Below are 18,887 nucleotides of genomic sequence, written 5' to 3' on the forward strand. Positions count from 1 at the left end.
ACGTGCACCACGTACACCGCGAGCGCGCCACCGATGCGCGTATCCCGCGCAGCGCGTCACCGACCCGCTGCGCGCCTACGTCACCCAACGCCGACGTCGTCGTTCAAGGAGGGCCCCGTGACCAGCACGGCCGACCCACACGCGGCACCCGCAGCCAAGCGGGACCGCACGCACTACCTCTACATCGCCGTCATCGGCGCCGTGCTGCTCGGCATCGCCGTCGGCTTCATCTGGCCGGACTTCGCCAAGGACCTGAAGCCGCTCGGCACGGGCTTCGTGAACCTGATCAAGATGATGATCTCGCCGATCATCTTCTGCACGATCGTGCTCGGCGTCGGTTCGGTCCGCCAGGCCGCGAAGGTCGGCAAGGTGGGCGGGCTCGCGCTCGGCTACTTCGTCGCGATGTCCGCCGTCGCGCTCGCCATCGGCCTCCTCGTCGGCAACATCCTGCACCCGGGTTCGGGCATGGACATCACCGAGTCCGAGAAGGGCGCGGGCCACGAGGCGGCCGACGAGGCCGACAAGGGCCTCGTCGACTTCGCGCTCGGCATCATCCCCAAGACGATCGTCTCCGCCTTCACCCAGGGCGAGGTGCTCCAGACGCTGCTCGTCGCGCTGCTCGTGGGCTTCGCGCTGCAGGCCATGGGCCGCTCCGGCGAGCCGGTGCTGCGCGGCATCGGGCACATCCAGAAGCTGGTCTTCCGGGTCCTCGGCATGATCATGTGGGCCGCTCCGGTGGGCGCGTTCGGCGCGATGGCCGCGGTCATCGGCGAGACCGGCGTGGACGCGCTCAAGGCGCTCGCCACGATCATGATCGGGTTCTACGTCACCTGCGCCCTGTTCATCCTCATCGTGCTCGGCACGCTGCTGCGCCTGGTGACCGGCGTCAACCTCTTCAAGCTCCTGAAGTACCTGGGCCGTGAGTTCCTGCTGATCGTGTCCACCTCCTCGTCCGAGTCCGCGCTGCCGCGGCTCATCGCGAAGATGGAGCACCTCGGGGTCAGCCGTCCCGTCGTCGGCATCACGGTCCCGACGGGCTACTCGTTCAACCTCGACGGCACGATGATCTACCTGACCATGTCGTCGCTCTTCATCGCCGAGGCGATGGACCAGCCGCTCGGCGTCGGCGAGCAGATCTCGCTGCTGCTCTTCATGATGATCGCGTCCAAGGGCGCGGCGGGCGTCTCCGGCTCCGGCATCGCGGTCCTCGCGAGCGGACTCCAGTCGCACAAGCCCGCCCTGGTGGACGGCGTCGGCCTGATCATCGGCGTCGACCGCTTCATGAGCGAGGCCCGCGCCCTCACCAACTTCGCGGGCAACGCGGTCGCCACGCTGCTGATCGGCACCTGGACCAAGGAGGTCGACAAGGAGCGGGTCGCGGCGGTCCTCGACGGTCAACTGCCCTTCGACGAGCGGACGTTGGTCGACGACGGGCACGGCGACGCGGCGCCGTCGGAGGCGCGGGGCGCGGACGCGGACGCCGACGCGGACACCGTGCCGGAGCCGCGGGGCGACGGCAAGGAGCCGGCGAAGGCCCTGTAGCCCCTCACCGACCGCCCGCCCCGTCGGGCAGGCCCCACCGGAACGGGGCCGACCTGCGCCGCCCGCGACGCACGAGACTTCCCCCTCGTGCGTCGGGGGCGGCGTGTTCGTGTGTGGGGGCGTGGCTTTGGGGCTTGGGGTGCGGGGTTCGGGGTGTGGGGTGCGGGCGCGGCCCGTTCGGTCAGGCGGAGAGGTCTGCGATGATCTCCCGCACCCGGTCCATCGGTACGCCCGCCGAGAGCAGTGCCGTCGACGCCGCGGCAAGGCCCGCGTCCTTCGGGTCGAGGAGGTCGTCGTTCACCGCCTCCATCAGGCCGAAGAGCTGCTGCTCGTGGACGTACGAGAGGGCGGCGGGCGGCAGGGTCGAGGTGAACACGCCCTTTTCCAGGCCGAGTTGGAGTACGTTCACGCACTGCTCGCGGACCGGTGCCAGGCGCTGTCTGATGCCCTCCATCGCGACGCTGCGCTGGGCGAGGGCGACGAGCAGGCGGTAGCCGTCGGCGATCTCCCAGACGGCGACCATCGAGTGGGCGAGGGACTCGGCGGGGTCGTCCGACCGGGCGCGGCCCGAGGCGTGGGCCGCGGCGACCGCCTCGACCGCGCCGTCGATGAGCGCGCCGATCAGCGCGTCCCTGCTCGGGAAGTGGCCGTACACCGTCCTGCGGACGACACCCGCCGCGCGCGCGATCTGGTCCATGGACGCTTCCGGGTCGCGCAGCAGCTCGGCGAGTGCCACCTCCAGGATGCGGCGGCGGTTGGCGTCGGCTCGGCTCATGGGCTCCATTGTGCACGCGGGGTCAGCGGGCGGTCCGGCGCTCGCCCCCGAGGGCTCACCAGGTGCCTCCGTCCCGTTTTGCACAGTGGTGTGCAGTGGCGTAAGTTGCACAGTCGTGTGTAATTGCACAGTGCTGTGCAAGGTCACCGGGCAACAGAACGCAAATGGACCATGGAAGGGTGAGGCTTCGGTGGCTCTACTCATGAAGCAGCCGGTCGAGGAGATGAAGCAGCCGTACGCGCGGCGCTGGTGGGCACTGGGCGTGCTCTGCCTGAGTCTGCTGATCATCGTGATGGCGAACACGGCGCTGACCGTCGCCGCCCCCGACATGACCAAGGACCTCGGGCTCTCCAGCTCCGACCTGCAATGGGTCATCGACGGCTACACCGTGCCGTACGCCGCCCTGATGCTGCTGCTCGGCGCGATCGGCGACAAGTACAGCCGGCGCGGCGCGCTGGTGCTCGGTCTCGTCGTCTTCGGCGCCGGATCGGTCGCGGGCTCGCTGGTCGACAGCTCCGGCGGGGTCATCGCGGCCCGCGCGGTGATGGGCTTCGGCGCGGCGATGATCATGCCCGCCACGCTCTCGCTGCTCGCCGCGACCTTCCCGCGCGCCGAGCGGGCCAAGGCGATCGTGCTGTGGACCGCCACGGCCGGTCTCGCCATCGCGGCCGGACCGCTGGTCGCCGGCGCGCTCCTGGAGAACCACGGCTGGTCGTCGACCTTCCTGATCAACGTGCCGATCGCCGCTCTCGCGATCGTCGGCGCGCTCGTCCTGGTGCCGCCGTCCAAGGCCGGGCACCACGACCGGATCGACTACGTCGGCGGTCTGCTCTCCGTCGTCTGGACCGGCGCGCTGGTCTACATGATCATCCAGGGACCGCACTTCGGCTGGGACGCGAAGGCGATCTCCGCGGCGGTCGTCGCGGGCGTCGGCCTGCTGGCCTTCATCGCCTGGGAGCTGCGCTACCCGCACCCGATCCTGGACGTCCGCCGCTTCCTCGACCGCCGCTTCGCGGGCTCGAACCTCGCGGTCGCGCTGTTCTTCCTCGCGGTCTTCGGCGCCTTCTACTACCTCACCCAGCACCTCCAGTTCGTGCTCGGCTACAACCCGCTGGAGACGGGCGTGCGCATGCTGCCGCTCGCGGGCGCGGTCTTCGTCGGCTCGGCGCTCACCGGCTATCTGACGCCGCGCATCGGCATGAAGATCACGGTCTCGGCGGGCATGGTCGCGGGCACCACGGCGCTGGCGCTCCTGACGCGGGTCGACGCCACCTCCTCGTACGGTGACTTCGTCGCCCCGCTGATCATCCTGGGTCTGGCCATCGGCCTGGCGCTCTCGCCCTGCACGGACGCCATCATGGGCGCGTTCCCCGAGTCCGAACTCGGCGTCGGCGGCGCGGTCAACGACACCTCCCTGGAGCTCGGCGGCTCGCTCGGCATCGCCATCCTCGGCTCGGTGCTCGCCAGTTCGTACTCCTCGAAGCTCTCCGACGCGGCCGCCGCCTCCGGCGCGAAGCTGCCCGACGGCACGCTGGACACCGCGCAGGACTCCGTCGGCGCCGGTTACGCGGTGGCGCAGGGCATCGGCGACCAGGCGCGCGAGCTCGCCGACAAGGCGGCCCACGCCGGTTCCCAGCAGCAGGCCGCCCAGCTCAAGGGCCAGGCCGAACAACTCGCCCAGGGCGCGGGCAAGATGGCCGACGCGGTCGGCTCCGCCTTCTCGGACGCGGTCGCCCACACCAGCCTGATCGGCGCGGTGATCCTCGGTGCGGGCACGGTGCTGGTGGCGGTGCTGTTGCCGCGCAAGAACGGCGGGGACGCGGCCCCGGTGTCCGCGGAGGCATCGGAGACGGCGACGGAACGCGAGCCGCAGCCGCAGCACTGACCCGCCCCGGAACGCCTGTCGACCAGGTGCGTAACCGACGGCCGGACCACCCCGCGCACGGGGTGGTCCGGCCGTCGGTCGTCGGGCATGCTGCCGTCCATGGGGTGGCCGCGGCAGGGCGTGCGATGGCTGCTGGCCGCCGGGGTGACGACCCTGCTGGCGAGCGGGGGCTGGGCGGCCTGGTCGGTAGGCCGAGGCGGCCTCGCACCCCAGGACGTCGCGGGGGTGTTGGGACTCCCGCTCGCTGTCATCGGCCTGCTCGTCGGCTCGGCCCTCAGCCTGAGTGCCCTGCGGCTGCAGCGGGAGAGCGAGGGGCTTGCGGTCGAACTGGACCGGCTCGCACGGTCCGTCGAGGACGTGGAGGTAGCCGAGCGCACCCACATCCTGGGCACCGGCGCACACCTCATGGACCTTCCTCTCGATGTGGTGCCCCGCCCGGGTGGCGCGGAGCCGCCGGGCCGGCAGCGCCTGTCCGACGTCGCGCGCTCGTACTGTGCGGCGCCGGGACGCCTGATCGTCACCGGGGCGCCGGGCGCGGGCAAGACGGTCCTCGCGGTGCATCTCGTGGTGCGTCTCCTCGCGGTGCGTGCCCCCGGCTCTCCGGTACCGGTCCGCCTCTCGATCCGTGACCTGCCGCCGCCGCGCACTCGCCGCTGGTGGAGCCGCCGCGGGGCCGAGGGCGGCCTTGAGCGCTGGCTCACGGCCAACCTCGTCACGTTGTACGAGGTGGCCGGCGCGGCCGCGGTCCAACTGGTCGCGCGCCGCCTGGTCATTCCGGTGCTTGACGGCCTGGACGAGATGGACACGGAAAGCGACGCCGCCGGGGAGCGCGGCCCCGCCCGCGCCCGCCAGGCCCTGGAACAGCTCAACGCCTATCAGTCCGTGGTCGGCAGTGCACCGCTCGTGCTGACCTGCCGTGAGCGTCGCTACACCGAACTCGCCGAACACCATGCCTGGTTGAGAGAGGCGACGCTCCTGCGCATCGACGGGGTCGACGCCGACCAGGCCCGTACGTACGTGGACCTGCGGTCCGACGGGCGGAGCTCCCCGATGGACGCGGTGGCCGACGCGATGCGCGACGCGGCGCCGGACAGCGCGGTGACCGAGGTGCTGGGCTCGCCGTTCTATCTGAGCCTCGCCCTGTCCGTGTACGGCGGGCCGACGAGGCCGCACCGCCTTCTGACGGGCTTCGACACCTCAGACGAACTGCGCGAACACCTCTTGGCGCACTGTGTCGCCGCCGCCACGGCCGCGGCGAACGCCGCCGCGCGGCAGGCCCGGCTGAGTGTGACGGGGGCGCGTTCGGTGTGGGGGAGACAGGCGGAGTACGAGCCGAGAGCGGTGCACCGGTGGCTGCGGAGCGTGGCGGGGCCTCAAGGGCAGATCGCGCCGCCGGGGCGGGTCGTCGGGCGGGGAGTGAGGGTGACCCTGTACGTGGCGATCGCCCTGGCCTTGGCCGCGGCGGTCCTGCTGGTGGTCCCGGACACGCTGGCGCGCCTGTTTCCCGAGGAGTGGTGGGTCCGCGGGGAACAGGTCGGGAGCGCCTGGGCGGTAGCGGTCGGGACGGCGCTGAGTGTTGCGGTCACCACGGCGCTCCCGTTGTTCGAGGAGGGGCTGTGGCGGCCCCCGGAACGGGTGGGTGTGCGGCGGGTGCCGACACTCGAGAGGTTGGGCGGGGCCGTTCGGCGCGGGTGTGTCGTCATCCTCCACACGGGGGCTCTGGTGGGCGTGATGGTGCTGGGCGCGGTGGTGTGGGTCAATGACTGGTACGTGGAGGTCCCGGCCCAGGCGCGATACGTGCTGGGATGCGTCCTGGTCGTCTCCCTGGCCTGTTCCTTCGTGGTCCAGGAGTCCTTCGTCGCGTACACAGGTGAGCGGGGGCGCATTACCTGCGCGGTACTCCCGGTACTCGGTCTGGGCGCCGGGCTGGTGGCCCGTGTGATCTCCGGGGACGGGCTCGTCTTCTGGGTGGTCGCGTTGTTCTTCGGCGGCTCCTATCTGTACTCCAGCGGTACCGCGAACGGATTCTCGCTCCTGGGAGGATGCCTGGCGTGCGGCTGTGCCTGGAGCGATGTCCCGCTCGGGCCGAACGGCGGACTCGCGTCGGGCATCACGCTCGGGCTCATCGTCTGCTACGTCCTGGGATGCGCACTGCTCGGAGAACAGGGGGCGGAGCGGACACGGGCTGCGGTGCGCCGGGTGGGGAGCGCCGGCGTGTGGCTGGTGCCGATCATTCTGTTCGTGCCGTTCCTCACGGGGACAGGCGTCGCATCGCAATTCGGGCTTGCCGGGGTCGTCTTCATGGCCCTCGTGCTTGCGACCACGGCAGTCGTGGAGCGACTGGCCTACTGGCTCCTGCTGCTGACGGCGTGCCTCCTCGGCCGCCTGCCCCTGTCCCCCGGCGCCTTCCTCGCCTGGGCCTACCACGCCGGCCTGCTCCGCATCGTCGGCGGCGCCTACGAGTTCCGCCACAGCGAACTCCAGGAGTGGTTGGTCCAGAACCCCGCTCCGCGGGATTGAAGCGGCCCACCGGCCCCGTCCCCCTCGGCGCCGGCCTGCGCCGACGACCACGGGGAAGGGGATGACCCCCGGCCCGGCAGACAGCTTCCAAGAAAACCGTTGACACCACTCCAGCTGAAGTACTACGTTCTGACCACTTCACTTGAAGTACAACAAGCGTCGCGTACAGCGGGGCGCCGCTTCCACCCTGGGATCCACAGGAGTCACATGCGAAAGCTCGTCTACTTCATCGCCGTCAGCATCGACGGATTCATCGCGGGGCCCGACGGCGCCGACCCCACCGGGCCCGACGGGTTCTGGCCCGTCGCGCAGGACTATGTGGAGCACCTCGCCGCCACCTACCCGGAGACGCTGCCCGCCCCGGCCAGGGCCGCCCTCGGCATCAGTGGCGAGGGGGCCCACTTCGACACGATCCTGGAGGGGCGCAAGACGTTCCAGATCGGTGTCGACGCCGGAATCCCCGACTGCTACCCGCACTTGAGGCACCTGGTGTTCTCGCGGAGCCTCTCCGAACTCCCCGCCCCGGAGGTCGAGCTCGTCGCCACCGACCCCGTCGAGCGGGTGCGCGAGCTCAAGCGCGAGGAGGGCAAGGACATCTGGCTGTGCGGCGGCGGTGAGCTCGCCGGGGTGCTGCGCGGTGAGATCGACCGGCTCGTCGTCAAGCTCAGCCCGATGGCGCTGGGTTCGGGCATCCCGCTGTTCGGGAACAAGAGCGCCTTCGAGCCCACGCTGTACGAGCGTACGGACGCCAAGCTGCTCGACAGCGGAACCATCTTCCTCACCTACGACAAGGCCGGCGGCGAGCCCGATGGAAGCGCCGGCTAGGCGCGAGCGGCAGGGGCCGCGAGCCGATGCCCCTCCCCCTCGGCGGACTTGAGCAGCACGTCCGTCAGTTCGCCGGGGGCGGAGATCATCGGCCAGTGCCCGGTGGCGATCTCGAAGAAGCCCGTGCCGGGGCCGACCAGGCCCTGGACCAGCGGCAGGCCGGATGCCACCAGGCCCTCCAGGGTGGCGATGTCCATCGAGCCGCCCTCGGTGCAGAAGACGCCCGTGACCGGCACGTCCGCCACCGCCCCGGTGAGCCGCAGCTTCTGGTCGAGCGGGCCGAGCGGCTGCGGTGACGCCAGGCGCACGATCCGGTCCAGCGCCCGCGGAGTCACGCCCGCGAGGTTCCCCCACTCCCGCCACTCCCGCGGCGTCGGCGCCGGAATCCGCCAGCCGTCCTCGGCGCGCTCCCGAAGGCTCAGCACGCGTTCACGGGTCGCCCCTTCGGGCATCTGCTCGCGCACCTGGTCCAGCATGGAGCGGCCGTCCTGCGGCATCGGGGAGTCGAGATACACGAGCCGTGCCACCCGGCCCGGACGCCGGTCCGCGGCGCCGACGGCCGGGTAGATGCCGTAGCAGTAGCCGACGAGCACGACTTCGGGCGCGTCCAGGTGGTCGAGCAGCTGCGTCAGATCCTCGATGTGCGTCTCCAAGTCCGTCCCCGGACCGCCCAGATGGCGGCGCTCACCCGTGCCGGTCAGCGTCACCGGATGCGCCTCCGCGCCCGCGGCCCGCAGTCCCGCCGCCACGTCCCGCCAGATCCAGCCGCCCGTGTACCCGCCCGACACCAGCACGAACGTCGTCATGAGAGTCCTCCTCGTACGTCTCGGTCCGCGCGGCCGGCACCGGGGTGACGCCGCGCTCGCCGGTACCGTAGGAACTCCCCCTGAGGGAGGTTCAAGCCGTGCCGACCGACGACCTGTGGAGCATCGGCCAGCTCGCCGAGCGGGCGGGCGCGACCGTCAAGACCGTCCGCTTCTACTCCGACCGAGGGCTGCTGCCCGAAGCCGCCCGCAGCGCGGGCGGCCACCGTCGCTACGGCCCCGAGGCGCTCGACCGGCTGCGCCTCATCCGCTCCCTGCGCGCCCTCGACCTGCCGGTGCCCGAGGTGGGCCGGGTCCTGGCGCGGGACGACGCCCTGGGGGACGCGCTGGAGGGCGCCATCGCGGGGCGGTTGCGCGAGGTCGGCTCGCGCCTGACCGCGCTGCGCTGGCGCGAGGCCGCGCTGCGGCTCGTCGCCGACTGCACGGCGCGGGAGCGCCCCGAGCGGCTGCGTCTGGTCGGCGCCCTGGCCGCGCCGCCGAGCACCGCACCGCTCGCCCGCTTCTGGCGCGGCTGGCTGCCCGCGCGGATGTCGGCGCGGGTCGTCGCCACGGTCGTCGAGCGGGCCGTGCCGCCGGTTCCGGACGATCCGACGCCCGCCCAAGTCCTCGCCTTCGCCCGGCTCCAGGCGTTCGTCTCCACGCCCTGCACGGGCGGCGCGCGCTTCCAGCCCGAGGCGCACAGGGGCGGGCGCGGCTACCGCCCCGAGGTGCTGTACGAGGGCATGGTCGAGGCGTACGCGCTGGCGGCGGCCGACGTCCGCGAAGGCCTGGCGCCGCACCGGGGCGAGGCCCTCGACTGCTTCGTCGCCGCCCACGCGGGCGCGCTCGGCGCCCGCGACACCCCCGGCTTCCGGCACGGACTCGACCGAAGGCTCGCCGCCGAACAGCGCCTGGACGGCTACTGGGACCTCGTCGCCGAACTCACCGCGCCTGCCTCGGGACGCCGCCCCGAACCGACGCCGGGAGCGGCCGACGACTGGCTCAGGGCCGCCCTGGCCCGGTCGGCGGACAGGGCGTGACGCACGACTCCCCGAGGGGCGTACGTAAGCCTCAACTTACGGAAGGCGTACGGTGTTTGAGTGAACGTCAGCGATACCGAACGGCACCGCGTGCACGTCGACTTCTGGTTCGACCCCGTATGTCCGTACACCTGGCTCACCTCGCGCTGGCTGCGCGAGGTGGAGCGGGTGCGGGACATCGCCGTGCGCTGGCGGGTGATGAGCCTGGCCGCGCTCAACGAGGACCGGGACGTCGACCCGGAGGACCCCGAGGGGCTGTACGGGGAGTACATGAAGGCGCACGGCAGAGTCTGCGCGGCGGTGCGCGAGCGGCACGGCAACGAGGCGCTCGGGCGGTACTTCGACGCCCTCGGCGCCCACCTCCATGCCCGGCAGGACTGGTCGGGCATGGCGGCCGCGCTCGCCGAGGCGGGGCTCCCCGCGGGTCTGGTGTCCGTGGCGATGACCGCGGAGTACGACGCCGCGGTGCGCGCCTCGCACGAGGCGGCCGTCGCCCTGGTGGGCGACGACGTCGGCACGCCCGTGCTCCGCGTCGAGGGCGCGGGCGCGCTCTTCGGGCCCGTCGTCTCCCCGGCCCCCAGGGGCGAGGCGGCCGGGCGGCTGTGGGACGGCGTGGTCCTGATGGCCGGGGAGCCGGGCTTCCACGAGTTCAGGCGGCCCTACGGGGAGCTGGACTTCGGCTGAGCCCATGCTTACTTTCTGGTGGGTACCTGACTAATTAGTCGGGACTTGTGGGGAGTTGAGGGGCCGTCGAGCATGGTCGTCATGACGAACCAGCACACGGACTCCCTTCCTCCCGTCACCGTCCTCGGCCTCGGATCCATGGGCCGGGCCCTCGCGGGCGCCTTCTTGGACGCCGGTCATCCCACCACGATCTGGAACCGTTCGCAGAGCAAGGGCGACGACCTCGTCGCCCGGGGCGCCACCCGCGCCGCCACCCCCGCCGAAGCGGTCCGCGCGGGCGAGGTGGTCGTCGTCTGCGTCGTGGACTACGCCGCCGCGCAGGCCATCCTCGACCGGGCGGACCCCGCCGACTTCGCCGGACGCCTCCTGGTGAACCTCACGTCCGACACCCCCGAACGCGCCCGCGAGGCCGCCGCCTGGGCCGCCGGGCTCGGCGTCGACTACCTGGACGGCTCGGTCATGGTGCCGATCCAGCTGATCGGGACGCCGGACGCGCTGATCTTCCACAGCGGCACCAGGTCCGCGTACGAGAAGTACGAGGCGACGCTCGCGGTGCTCGGCGGCCAGAGCGCCTACGTGGGCGAGGACCACGGCCTCGCCGCGGTGTACGACCTCGCCCTGCTCGACTTCTTCTGGACCGCGATGTACGGCATGGTGCACGGCTTCGCCCTGGCAGCGAAGGACGGCGTGTCCGCCGCCGCCCTCGTCCCCTATCTGAAGGCCAACATCTCGCTCCTGGCGAGCTCGGTCGAGGGCACCGCCGCCGACCTGGACTCCGGCACGTTTCCCGCCGAGGCCAGCAACCTCGTCGTGGAGGCCGCGAACGTCGAGCACATCGTGCACGCCGCCGAGCACCGCGGCCTCGACGCGTCCGCCCTGCGGGGCGTGCTCACCGCGGCCCGCAGGGCGATCGACCTCGGGCACGGGGCCGACGAGTGGGCGGCGACGGTCGCGGGCATCCGCGACCCCGCCTGAGCGGGGCCCGGGTCAGCGGCGGGGCGCCGCGGGGATCCGGGTGCTCGCGCCCCGCGAGCGGTAGACGACGTAGGGGCGGGCGAGATAGCCGACCGGGGCGGTGAAGGCGTGCACCAGGCGGCTGAACGGCCACAGGGCGAACAGCGTCATGCCGAGCAGGGCGTGCGCCTGGTAGGCGAGCGGCGCGTGGGACATGGCGGCGACGTCGGGATCGAGGGTGAACAGGGAGCGGAACCAGAGAGCCACGCCTCTGCGGTAGTCGTAGGGGTGCGGGGCGAGCGTGGTGGCCGTGGCGAACAGGCCGCTGAGCAGGACGGTGGCCAGGACCGGGTGGACGGCGCGGTCGCTGCGGCTGGTGGCCGCGCGCACGGCGGGCACGCGCAGCCGCCGGTGCAGCAGGATGCCGAGGCCCGCGAGGGTGGCCAGGCCCGCGGTGCCGCCGACGGCGAGCGCGTTGACGTGGTAGAGCCACTCGTGGACGCCGAGCCGTTCGGTGAGCGACTCGGGGATGAGCAGGCCCATGGCGTGGCCCGCGACGACGAACAGCAGGCCGTAGTGGAAGAGGGGCCCGCCGACGGACAGCAGGCGGTGCTCGTGCAGCTGGCTGGAGCGGGTGGTGAAGCCGAAGCGGTCGTAGCGGTAGCGCCAGGCGGTGCCCGTCACGAGCAGGGCGACGACGAGATAGGGCAGCACGCCCCACAGGGCGATGTGCAGATGGTTCATCGCCGGGCCTCCTGCGGCCGTGCCGTCGGCGTCGGCAGGTCGGCGAAGGGCAGCAGGCCGACCGTCTCGACGGGCGGACCGGTGCGGGCCGTGCGCAGGGCGGCGGCGCGGTCGGCGGGGGCCGCCCCGGGCAGGGTGTGGCAGACCGCGCCGAGCACGTCGGCGTACGGGCTGCGGTGGTCGGTCAGGGCCATCCGCAGGAGTTCGAGGGCGGCGCGGTGCTCGGTGAGGGCGCGGATGCCGGGGGCGGGGCAGCGGGCGGCGAACTCCAGGGCCAGCGGCAGGAAGTCGGGCAGCTCGTCGGCGGGCGGGTACCAGCCGTGCTCGCGGTACAGGTGCTGCCAGCGCAGCAGGGACTCGCCGCGGCGGCGGGTGTCGCCGTCGGTGTAGTAGGTCAGGTGCAGGGTGCGGCGGCGGCTGCGGTCGAAGGTGACGATGTAGCGGGCGGACAGCTCCAGTTGAGGGGTGCCGGCGACCGAGTCGCAGAACCGGCGCAGTATGTCGGCCTCGTCGCCGGGCAGTCCGGTGAGCGAGGCGCGGATCAGGGGCAGGCGCTCAACCCAGCGGGCGCCGGGGTGCTGCAGCAGAAGGGAAGCGGCCTGGTGCAGGACCGCGGTGTACGTCATGTCTGTTTCTGCTTTCCGGTGGGGGGTTTCCGGGGTGGTGCGATGCGGGGCGTCGGTGCTGTCGGTGGTGGTGCCGTGAGAGGTCTCAGCGTTGGCCGGGGAAGAGCCCGTCGGGGCGGCCCGCGCCGTTCCAGCCGAAGAGGTTGAAGCGGCCCCGGCCCGCGCCCGCGCCCGCGCCCGCCGGTTCCGGCACGGGCGGCGCGTGGAAGGTGTCGGCGGTGTACATGCCGGGCCCGTCGGCGCCGTCGAGGCTGCACCCGGCGGCCAGCTCCTCGGCGCTGCGGCCGGTGGAGGCCGTGTAGCTGGTCGGGATGACGTAGCGGTCCTCGTACTTGGCGAGGGCCAGCAGCCGGTACATCGCCTCGATGCCCGCGGTGTCCATGCCGACCGCGCGGGAGATGTTCTCGTCGCGCTCCTCGCCGAGGTTGACGCGCCGCATGTGCGAGCGCATCGCGGCGAGACGGCACAGGGCGGCCTCCACCGGGGCCGGGTCGCCCGCGGTGAAGAGCCCGGCGAGATAGCCGACGGGGATGCGCAGCGAGTCGATCGCGGCGAACAGCTTGGCCGGGTCCTCGCCGTCGTGCCCGGTGGCCGTCAGCGACTCCACGACCGGGGAGAGCGGCGGGATGTACCAGACCATGGGCATGGTGCGGTACTCCGGATGCAGCGGGAGCGCCACCTTGTAGGTGTTGATCAGGGCATGCACCGGGGAGCGGCGGGCGGCGGTGATCCAGTCGTGCGGGATGCCCGACTCCTCGGCGGCGCGCGCCACCCCGGGGTCGTTCGGATCGAGGAAGCACTCCAACTGGGCCGCGTACAGGTCCTGTTCGTCCTTGACGGACGCGGCCTCACCCACCTTGTCGGCGTCGTACAGCATCACGCCGAGGTAACGCAGGCGCCCCACGCAGGTCTCGGAGCAGACGGTGGGCTGACCCGCCTCGATGCGCGGGTAGCAGAGCGTGCACTTCTCGGCCTTGCCGGTGCGGTGGTTGAAGTACACCTTCTTGTACGGGCAGCCGCTGACGCACATCCGCCAGCCCCGGCAGCGGTCCTGGTCGACCAGGACGATGCCGTCCTCGATCCGCTTGTACATCGCCCCGGACGGACACACCGCCACGCAGGACGGGTTCAGGCAGTGCTCGCAGATCCGCGGCAGATAGAACATGAACGCCTCCTCGTACTCGTGGCGCACCTGCTCGTTCATCTTGCGCAGGACCGGGTCGCCCGCCATGTGTTCGGGACCGCCGCCCAGGTCGTCGTCCCAGTTGGGCCCCCAGGTCACCTCGGTGGGGCGGCCGTCGATCAGTGAGCGCGGCGGCGCGGTGGGCACGTCGTCGCCCAGCGGGGCCGTGGTGAGGTTCTCGTAGTCGTACGTCCACGGCTCGTAGTAGTCGGACAGGGAGGGGAGTTGGGGGTTGGCGAAGAGGCGGGCCAGGCGCCGGGCGCGGCCGCCGCCGCGCGGCACCAGGCGGCCGTGCTTGAGCTGCCAGCCGCCCTGCCACTTCTCCTGGTCCTCGTGGCCGCGGGGGTAGCCCTGCCCGGGGCGGGTCTCGACGTTGTTGAACCAGACGTACTCGGTGCCGTCGCGGTTGGTCCAGGTCTGCTTGCAGGTGACCGAGCAGGTGTGGCAGCCGATGCACTTGTCGAGGTTCATGACCATCGCGACCTGTGCCATCACACGCCCGAGGGGCGCTTTGCGGCGGGGCATCAGTAGGTGACCTCCTGGTTGCGGCGCCTGATCGTGGTCAGGGCGTCGCGCTGGTTGCCGGTGGGGCCGTAGTAGTTGGGGGCGAAGCAGAGCTGGGCGTGGCCGCCGATCAGATGGGTGGGCTTGATCAGGAGCCTGGTCAGGGAGTTGTGGACGCCGCCGCGCCGCCCGGTGGCCTCGGACTTGGGCACGTTCACCAGGCGTTCCTGCACGTGGTACATGAAGACGGTGCCGGCCGGCATGCGGTGCGAGACGATCGCGCGGGCCACCACGACGCCGTTGGCGTTGACCGCCTCGATCCAGTCGTTGTCGGCGACGCCGATGGCGGCCGCGTCGTCGGGGCTGATCCAGATGACGGGACCGCCCCTGGCCAGGGTCTGCATCAGCAGGTTCTCCTGGTACTCGGAGTGGATGGACCACTTGGAGTGCGGGGTGAGGTAGCGCACGGTCACCGACCGCTCGTCCCCGTTCTCGTACGCGCGGGTCTGCTCGGAGAGGTCCAACGGGGGCCGGTAGGCGGGCAGTTGCTCACCAAACTCGGCGATCCACTCGTGGTCGAGGTAGAAGTGCTGGCGGCCGGTCAGGGTGTGCCAGGGCTTGCGGTGCTCGGTGTTGATGGTGAACGGGGCGTAGCGCCGGTCGTGGCCCTCCTTGCCGGACCACTCGAAGCTGGCGCCGACCTGGACGGGGCGGGCCTGGGTGTCGGAGAAGACGATCCGCCGCTCGGCGACGGAGGCCGCGAGCTCGCTCAAGTCGCTCTCGGGACCGCACCGTTCGGCGAGCCGGTCGAAGCCCTCGGCGGCGATGCGCCCGTTGGTGGTGCCCGAGAGCGCCAGGATCGCCTCGCAGAACTTGACGTCCGTGTCCAGGAGCGGCCTGCCGTGCGCCACGCCCCCGGCGGCGGTGCCGCAGCGCTCGGCGAGCCACCGGGACTCCGCGCCGGTGTGCACGGTCAGGCCGCGCACCTGCATGCCCGACGCGTCCGGCAGCGGGCCGAACGCGCCCAACTGGTCGGCCAGCGCGGTGTAGTCGCGCTCCACCAGCGTGTAGCGCGGTTCGGTCGGGCCCTCGGGCGGCGCCTCGTCGGGGGTGTCGTGCTGGAGGGCGGTGGCGACCAGGTCGTGCCGTACGTCCAGGCGGCCGCGGGCGAGCCGGCTCACCTCGGCGGCCAGGCCCTGGAAGATCTCGAAGTCGGTGCGGGCCTGCCAGGGCGGGTTGATCGCGGGGGAGAAGGCGTGCACGTAGGGGTGCATGTCCGTGCTGGACAGGTCGTGCTTCTCGTACCAGGTGGCGGCGGGCAGCACGAGGTCGGCGAAGAGCGTGGTCGACGTCATCCGGAAGTCGAGGGCGAGCAGCAGGTCGAGCTTGCCCCGTGGCGCCTCGTCCCGCCAGGTGATCTCGCGCGGGCGCTGGTCCGGTGGCGCCTCCTCGGCGGCCGCGTTGTCGCTGGCACCGAGCAGGTGCCGCAGGAAGTACTCGTTGCCCTTGGCGGACGAGCCGATCAGGTTGGCCCGCCACACGGTGAGGACCCGCGGCCAGTTCGCCGGGTCGTCGGGGTCCTCGCAGGCGAAGGAGAGGCGGCCCTCGTCGCGCTCCCGCCGCACCCACTCCTGCGGCTCGGCGCCCGCCGCGCGCACCCGGCTCCCGAGGTCGAGGGGGTTGTCGGTGAAGGTGGGGCAGGACGGCATCCAGCCCTGGCGCACCGAGCGGGCGACCAGGTCGGCGGTGTGCAGTCCGGTGAACGTGCCGCGGCCCGTCGCCGACGCCAACCGCTCGGTGCCCGAGCCCTCGTAGCGCCACTGGTCGGTGTGCAGGTACCAGTACGGCGTGCCCGCCATCTGCCGCGAGGGGCGCACCCAGTCGGCCCCGGTGGCCAGCTGCTGCCAGCCCGCGTAGGGGCGGACCTTCTCCTGGCCGACGTAGTGCGCCCAGCCGCCCCCGTTGACGCCCTGACAGCCCGTCAGGAGCAGCAGGGAGAGGAAGGACCGGTAGATCGTGTCGGAGTGGAACCAGTGGTTGGTGCCCGCGCCCATCACGATCATGCAGCGGCCGCGGGTCTGCTCGGCGGTCCGCGCGAACTCCCGTGCCGCGCGCACCACGGCACTGGCGGACACCGAGGTGAGCCCCTCCTGCCAGGCCGGCGTGCAGGGGATCGAGGCGTCCTCGTACGAGGCGGGCCACTCGCCTTCCAGGCCGGGCCTTGCCACCCCGTACTGGGCGAGCATCAGGTCGAACACCGTGGTGACGAGGCGCCCGCCGACGCGCCGCACGGGCACCGAGCGCGCCACTGTCCCGCCGTCCGTCTCGAAGCGGGGGAGCAGCACCCGCGCGGACGCGCAGTCGCCGTCGGCGTACAGGCTCAACTCCGGCTCGATGGAGCCCAGATCGAGGTTCCAGCGGCCCTCGCCGCCCTTGGCCCAGCGGTCGCCGAGCGTGCCGTTGGGCACGACGGCCTCGCCGCTCGGCGCGTCGATCAGGACCGGCATCCACCGCCGCGCCGCGGTCTCCGCCTCCTGCGCGAGGTCCAGGTCGGCGGCCGTGACGAAGCCGCCGGGCACGTGGCCGCCGCCGCGCTCCGCCAGCTCCACCAGGAACGGCAGGTCGGTGAACCTGCGGACGTAGTCGGCGAAGTAGGGGACCTGCCGGTCGACGAAGCACTCCTTGAGGATCACGTGCCCCATCGCCATGGCGAGCGCCCCGTCGGTGCCCGGGTGCGGATGCAGCCACTCGTCGGCGAACTTCGTGGCGTCCGCGTAGTCCGGGGAGACGACCACGACCTTCTGCCCCCGGTAGCGGGCCTCGGCCATCCAGTGCGCGTCCGGGGTGCGCGTGACGGGGACGTTGGAGCCCCACAGCATCAGATACGCCGCGTCCCACCAGTCGCCGGACTCCGGTACGTCGGTCTGGTCGCCGAAGACCTGCGGCGATGCCACCGGGAGATCCGCGTACCAGTCGTAGAACGACAGCATCGGCGCGCCGATCAGCGCGTGGAAGCGGGCTCCGACCGCATGGGACGCCATCGACATCGCGGGGATCGGCGAGAAGCCCGCGATGCGGTCCGGACCATGCACTTGCAACGTGTGAACATGGGCGGCGGCCGCGATCTCCAGGGCCTCCTCCCAGCTGATCCGCACGAGGCCGCCCTTACCGCGCGCGGCCTGGTAGCGGCGCCGTTTGTCCGGGTCGTTCGTCACCTCGGCCCAGGCCGCCACCGGATCCCCGCCCAGATTCCGCTTCGCTTCGCGGAACATCTCCACCAGGACGCCGCGCGCATGCGGGTAGCGCACCCGGGTCGGCGAGTACGTGTACCAGGAGAACGAGGCGCCGCGCGGGCAGCCGCGGGGCTCGTACTCGGGGCGGTCGGGGCCCGTCGTGGGATAGTCCGTCGCCTGCGTTTCCCAGGTGATGAGCCCGTCCTTGACGTACACCTGCCAGGAGCAGGAGCCCGTACAGTTCACGCCATGGGTGGAGCGGACCACCTTGTCGTGGGCCCAACGCTCCCGGTACGGGGTGTCGTTGACGCTCTGGTCGGTGCGGAACGCGGCCCGCTGGTCGGGGGTGCGCGGCGTCCTGCTGAGCAGCCCGCCCGCCCGCAACAGCCGCTCGGCCGCTTCGGCGGCGGCCCGCTCCGCCTTCTGCCCGGTCCTGCCAAGCCCCACGCCGTGCCCCTTCCGGAAATGGGCATGCCGAACCTGCGGAAGCAGGTCTGCCCGCCGCGCCGCGAATCGCGTGCGGATGACAGCCTGCTCCCGCTTCCGCTTGTGAACAGAAGCACTTTCTCGCCACTTGGATGGATCGGGAATGCATCTTTACTTCACGTTGGCGAAGGAACGTTGTTCGTATAGCGGAGGCCAAGGCATCGGTCAGCGGACGGGCGCGGCGGCCCACCGGGCACCCGCGGCCGCCGGGCGCTGGCCTTGACGCCCACGTCAACGCTTACGGTCGAGGACATGCGAATCGGCGAGCTCGCGGCGCGTGCGGGGACGACCACGCGGACGCTGCGCTACTACGAGTCGCGCGGGCTGCTCCCCGCGCGGCGCACCGGCAACGGCTACCGCACGTACGACGAGGACGACGTGCGGCTCCTGGCACAGATCAGGACACTGCAGGACTTCGGCTTCGACCTGGAGGAGACCAGGCCGTTCGTGGAGTGTCTGCGCTCCGGCCATCCGGAGGGCGACTCCTGCCCGGCGTCGCTCGCGGTGTACCGCCGCAAGCTCACCGAACTGGACGCGCTGATCGGCGAGTTGTCCGCCGTGCGCGCCCAGGTCGGCGCGCAGCTCGCGCGGGCCGAGGCGGCGACTCCGGGCGGTCCGGAGCCGAAGTGCGAACTGAGGGGATGAGGGCGATGAGAGCTGCGGGTGTGGCCGAGGTGACGGACGAGGACTTCGCGGGCGAGGTGCTGGGGGAGAGGGGCCGGCCGGTGCTCGTGGAGTTCACGGCGGACTGGTGCGGGCCGTGCCGCCAGCTGGCGCCGGTCCTGAGCGAGCTGGCGCGCGAGGAGGCCGAGCGGCTGAAGATCGTCCAGCTGGACGTGGACCGGAGCCCCGGGACGGCGATCGCCTACCGGGTGCTCTCGGCGCCGACCATGATCGTGTTCCGGGCCGGTGAGCCCGTGAAGCAGCTGGTGGGCGCGCTGGCCAAGCGCAGGCTCCTGGCGGAGCTGGCCGACGTGCTCTGAGCCAGCGCCACGAGAAATGCCCCGGACGAATTGACGTCCGGGGCATTTCTCTGCGTATATTGGATTCTTTCGCGAAGCTCTGTCCAAGCTCTGTCCAATT

The 18,887-nt window shown here is 72.0% G+C and carries 15 protein-coding genes; 9 read left to right on the forward strand and 6 right to left on the reverse strand.

All coding sequences use genetic code 11. The features are described from left to right. The first annotated feature begins 117 nt into the window (after positions 1-117). On the forward strand, positions 118-1,542 hold the full coding sequence (locus ACIO9J_RS09275; protein ID WP_401994964.1) for a cation:dicarboxylate symporter family transporter: 1,425 nt from the start codon (positions 118-120) through the stop codon (positions 1,540-1,542). A gap of 181 nt (positions 1,543-1,723) precedes the next feature. Here the strand turns inward: ACIO9J_RS09275 and ACIO9J_RS09280 are convergent, their stop codons facing one another. After that, positions 1,724-2,317, reverse strand: coding sequence for a TetR/AcrR family transcriptional regulator (locus tag ACIO9J_RS09280; RefSeq protein WP_401994967.1), 594 nt, complete (start codon positions 2,315-2,317; stop codon positions 1,724-1,726). 202 nt (positions 2,318-2,519) lie between these two features. Between ACIO9J_RS09280 and ACIO9J_RS09285 the strand changes: the two genes are divergently transcribed. From ACIO9J_RS09285 to ACIO9J_RS09295, 3 genes are all read left to right on the forward strand, one after another. Further along, positions 2,520-4,202 (forward strand): MFS transporter, encoded by a 1,683-nt coding sequence (locus ACIO9J_RS09285; RefSeq protein ID WP_401995932.1) that lies wholly within the window; start codon positions 2,520-2,522, stop codon positions 4,200-4,202. 99 nt (positions 4,203-4,301) lie between these two features. After that, positions 4,302-6,722: an NACHT domain-containing protein gene (locus ACIO9J_RS09290; protein WP_401994970.1), complete on the forward strand. Its 2,421-nt coding sequence runs from the start codon at positions 4,302-4,304 to the stop codon at positions 6,720-6,722. A gap of 207 nt (positions 6,723-6,929) precedes the next feature. Continuing rightward, positions 6,930-7,547 carry a dihydrofolate reductase family protein gene (locus ACIO9J_RS09295; protein ID WP_401994973.1) on the forward strand — a complete coding sequence of 206 codons (618 nt, stop codon included), beginning with the start codon at positions 6,930-6,932 and terminating at the stop codon, positions 7,545-7,547. On the opposite strand, the gene ACIO9J_RS09300 is transcribed toward ACIO9J_RS09295, so the two are convergent. Next, positions 7,544-8,353 (reverse strand): alpha/beta fold hydrolase, encoded by an 810-nt coding sequence (locus tag ACIO9J_RS09300; RefSeq protein ID WP_401994976.1) that lies wholly within the window; start codon positions 8,351-8,353, stop codon positions 7,544-7,546. The two genes, ACIO9J_RS09295 and ACIO9J_RS09300, sit on opposite strands and share 4 nt — an antisense overlap. A gap of 98 nt (positions 8,354-8,451) precedes the next feature. Between ACIO9J_RS09300 and ACIO9J_RS09305 the strand changes: the two genes are divergently transcribed. The 3 genes from ACIO9J_RS09305 (at position 8,452) to ACIO9J_RS09315 (ending at position 11,049) form a co-directional block, all read left to right on the forward strand. Further along, a complete protein-coding gene (locus ACIO9J_RS09305) occupies positions 8,452-9,390 on the forward strand; it encodes a MerR family transcriptional regulator (RefSeq protein ID WP_401994979.1) in 939 nt (312 codons plus the stop codon). A gap of 60 nt (positions 9,391-9,450) precedes the next feature. Continuing rightward, positions 9,451-10,074 (forward strand): DsbA family protein, encoded by a 624-nt coding sequence (locus tag ACIO9J_RS09310; RefSeq protein ID WP_401994982.1) that lies wholly within the window; start codon positions 9,451-9,453, stop codon positions 10,072-10,074. Positions 10,075-10,155: 81 nt separating this feature from the next. Beyond that, positions 10,156-11,049: an NAD(P)-dependent oxidoreductase gene (locus ACIO9J_RS09315; RefSeq protein WP_401994985.1), complete on the forward strand. Its 894-nt coding sequence runs from the start codon at positions 10,156-10,158 to the stop codon at positions 11,047-11,049. A 12-nt stretch (positions 11,050-11,061) separates the two neighbouring features. Here ACIO9J_RS09315 and narI read toward each other — a convergent pair whose 3' ends face one another. The 4 genes from narI to ACIO9J_RS09335 form a co-directional block, all read right to left on the reverse strand. After that, positions 11,062-11,772 (reverse strand): respiratory nitrate reductase subunit gamma, encoded by a 711-nt coding sequence (narI, locus tag ACIO9J_RS09320; protein ID WP_401994988.1) that lies wholly within the window; start codon positions 11,770-11,772, stop codon positions 11,062-11,064. After that, complete coding sequence (narJ, locus tag ACIO9J_RS09325; protein ID WP_401994991.1) at positions 11,769-12,398, reverse strand: nitrate reductase molybdenum cofactor assembly chaperone; 630 nt, start codon at positions 12,396-12,398, stop codon at positions 11,769-11,771. The genes narI and narJ overlap by 4 nt, the downstream gene beginning before the upstream one ends. An 85-nt stretch (positions 12,399-12,483) precedes the next feature. Next, positions 12,484-14,106 (reverse strand): nitrate reductase subunit beta, encoded by a 1,623-nt coding sequence (narH, locus tag ACIO9J_RS09330; protein WP_401994994.1) that lies wholly within the window; start codon positions 14,104-14,106, stop codon positions 12,484-12,486. After that, positions 14,106-17,765, reverse strand: a complete 3,660-nt coding sequence (locus ACIO9J_RS09335) for a nitrate reductase subunit alpha (RefSeq protein ID WP_401994996.1) — start codon at positions 17,763-17,765, stop codon at positions 14,106-14,108. Before ACIO9J_RS09335 ends, narH begins: the two co-directional genes overlap by 1 nt. 291 nt (positions 17,766-18,056) lie before the next feature. Here ACIO9J_RS09335 and ACIO9J_RS09340 point away from each other — a divergent pair, with 291 nt between their 5' ends. Both ACIO9J_RS09340 and ACIO9J_RS09345 read left to right on the forward strand, forming a co-directional pair. Next, the gene (locus ACIO9J_RS09340) at positions 18,057-18,449 is read left to right on the forward strand and encodes a MerR family transcriptional regulator (protein ID WP_401994999.1); all 393 of its coding nucleotides are present in this window, start codon (positions 18,057-18,059) and stop codon (positions 18,447-18,449) included. 5 nt (positions 18,450-18,454) lie between these two features. Beyond that, a complete protein-coding gene (locus ACIO9J_RS09345) occupies positions 18,455-18,787 on the forward strand; it encodes a thioredoxin family protein (RefSeq protein ID WP_401995002.1) in 333 nt (110 codons plus the stop codon). The last annotated feature ends 100 nt before the right edge of the window (positions 18,788-18,887 follow it).

It is taken from the genome of Streptomyces sp. NPDC087300, from assembly GCF_044744425.1.
Lineage (GTDB): Bacteria > Actinomycetota > Actinomycetes > Streptomycetales > Streptomycetaceae > Streptomyces.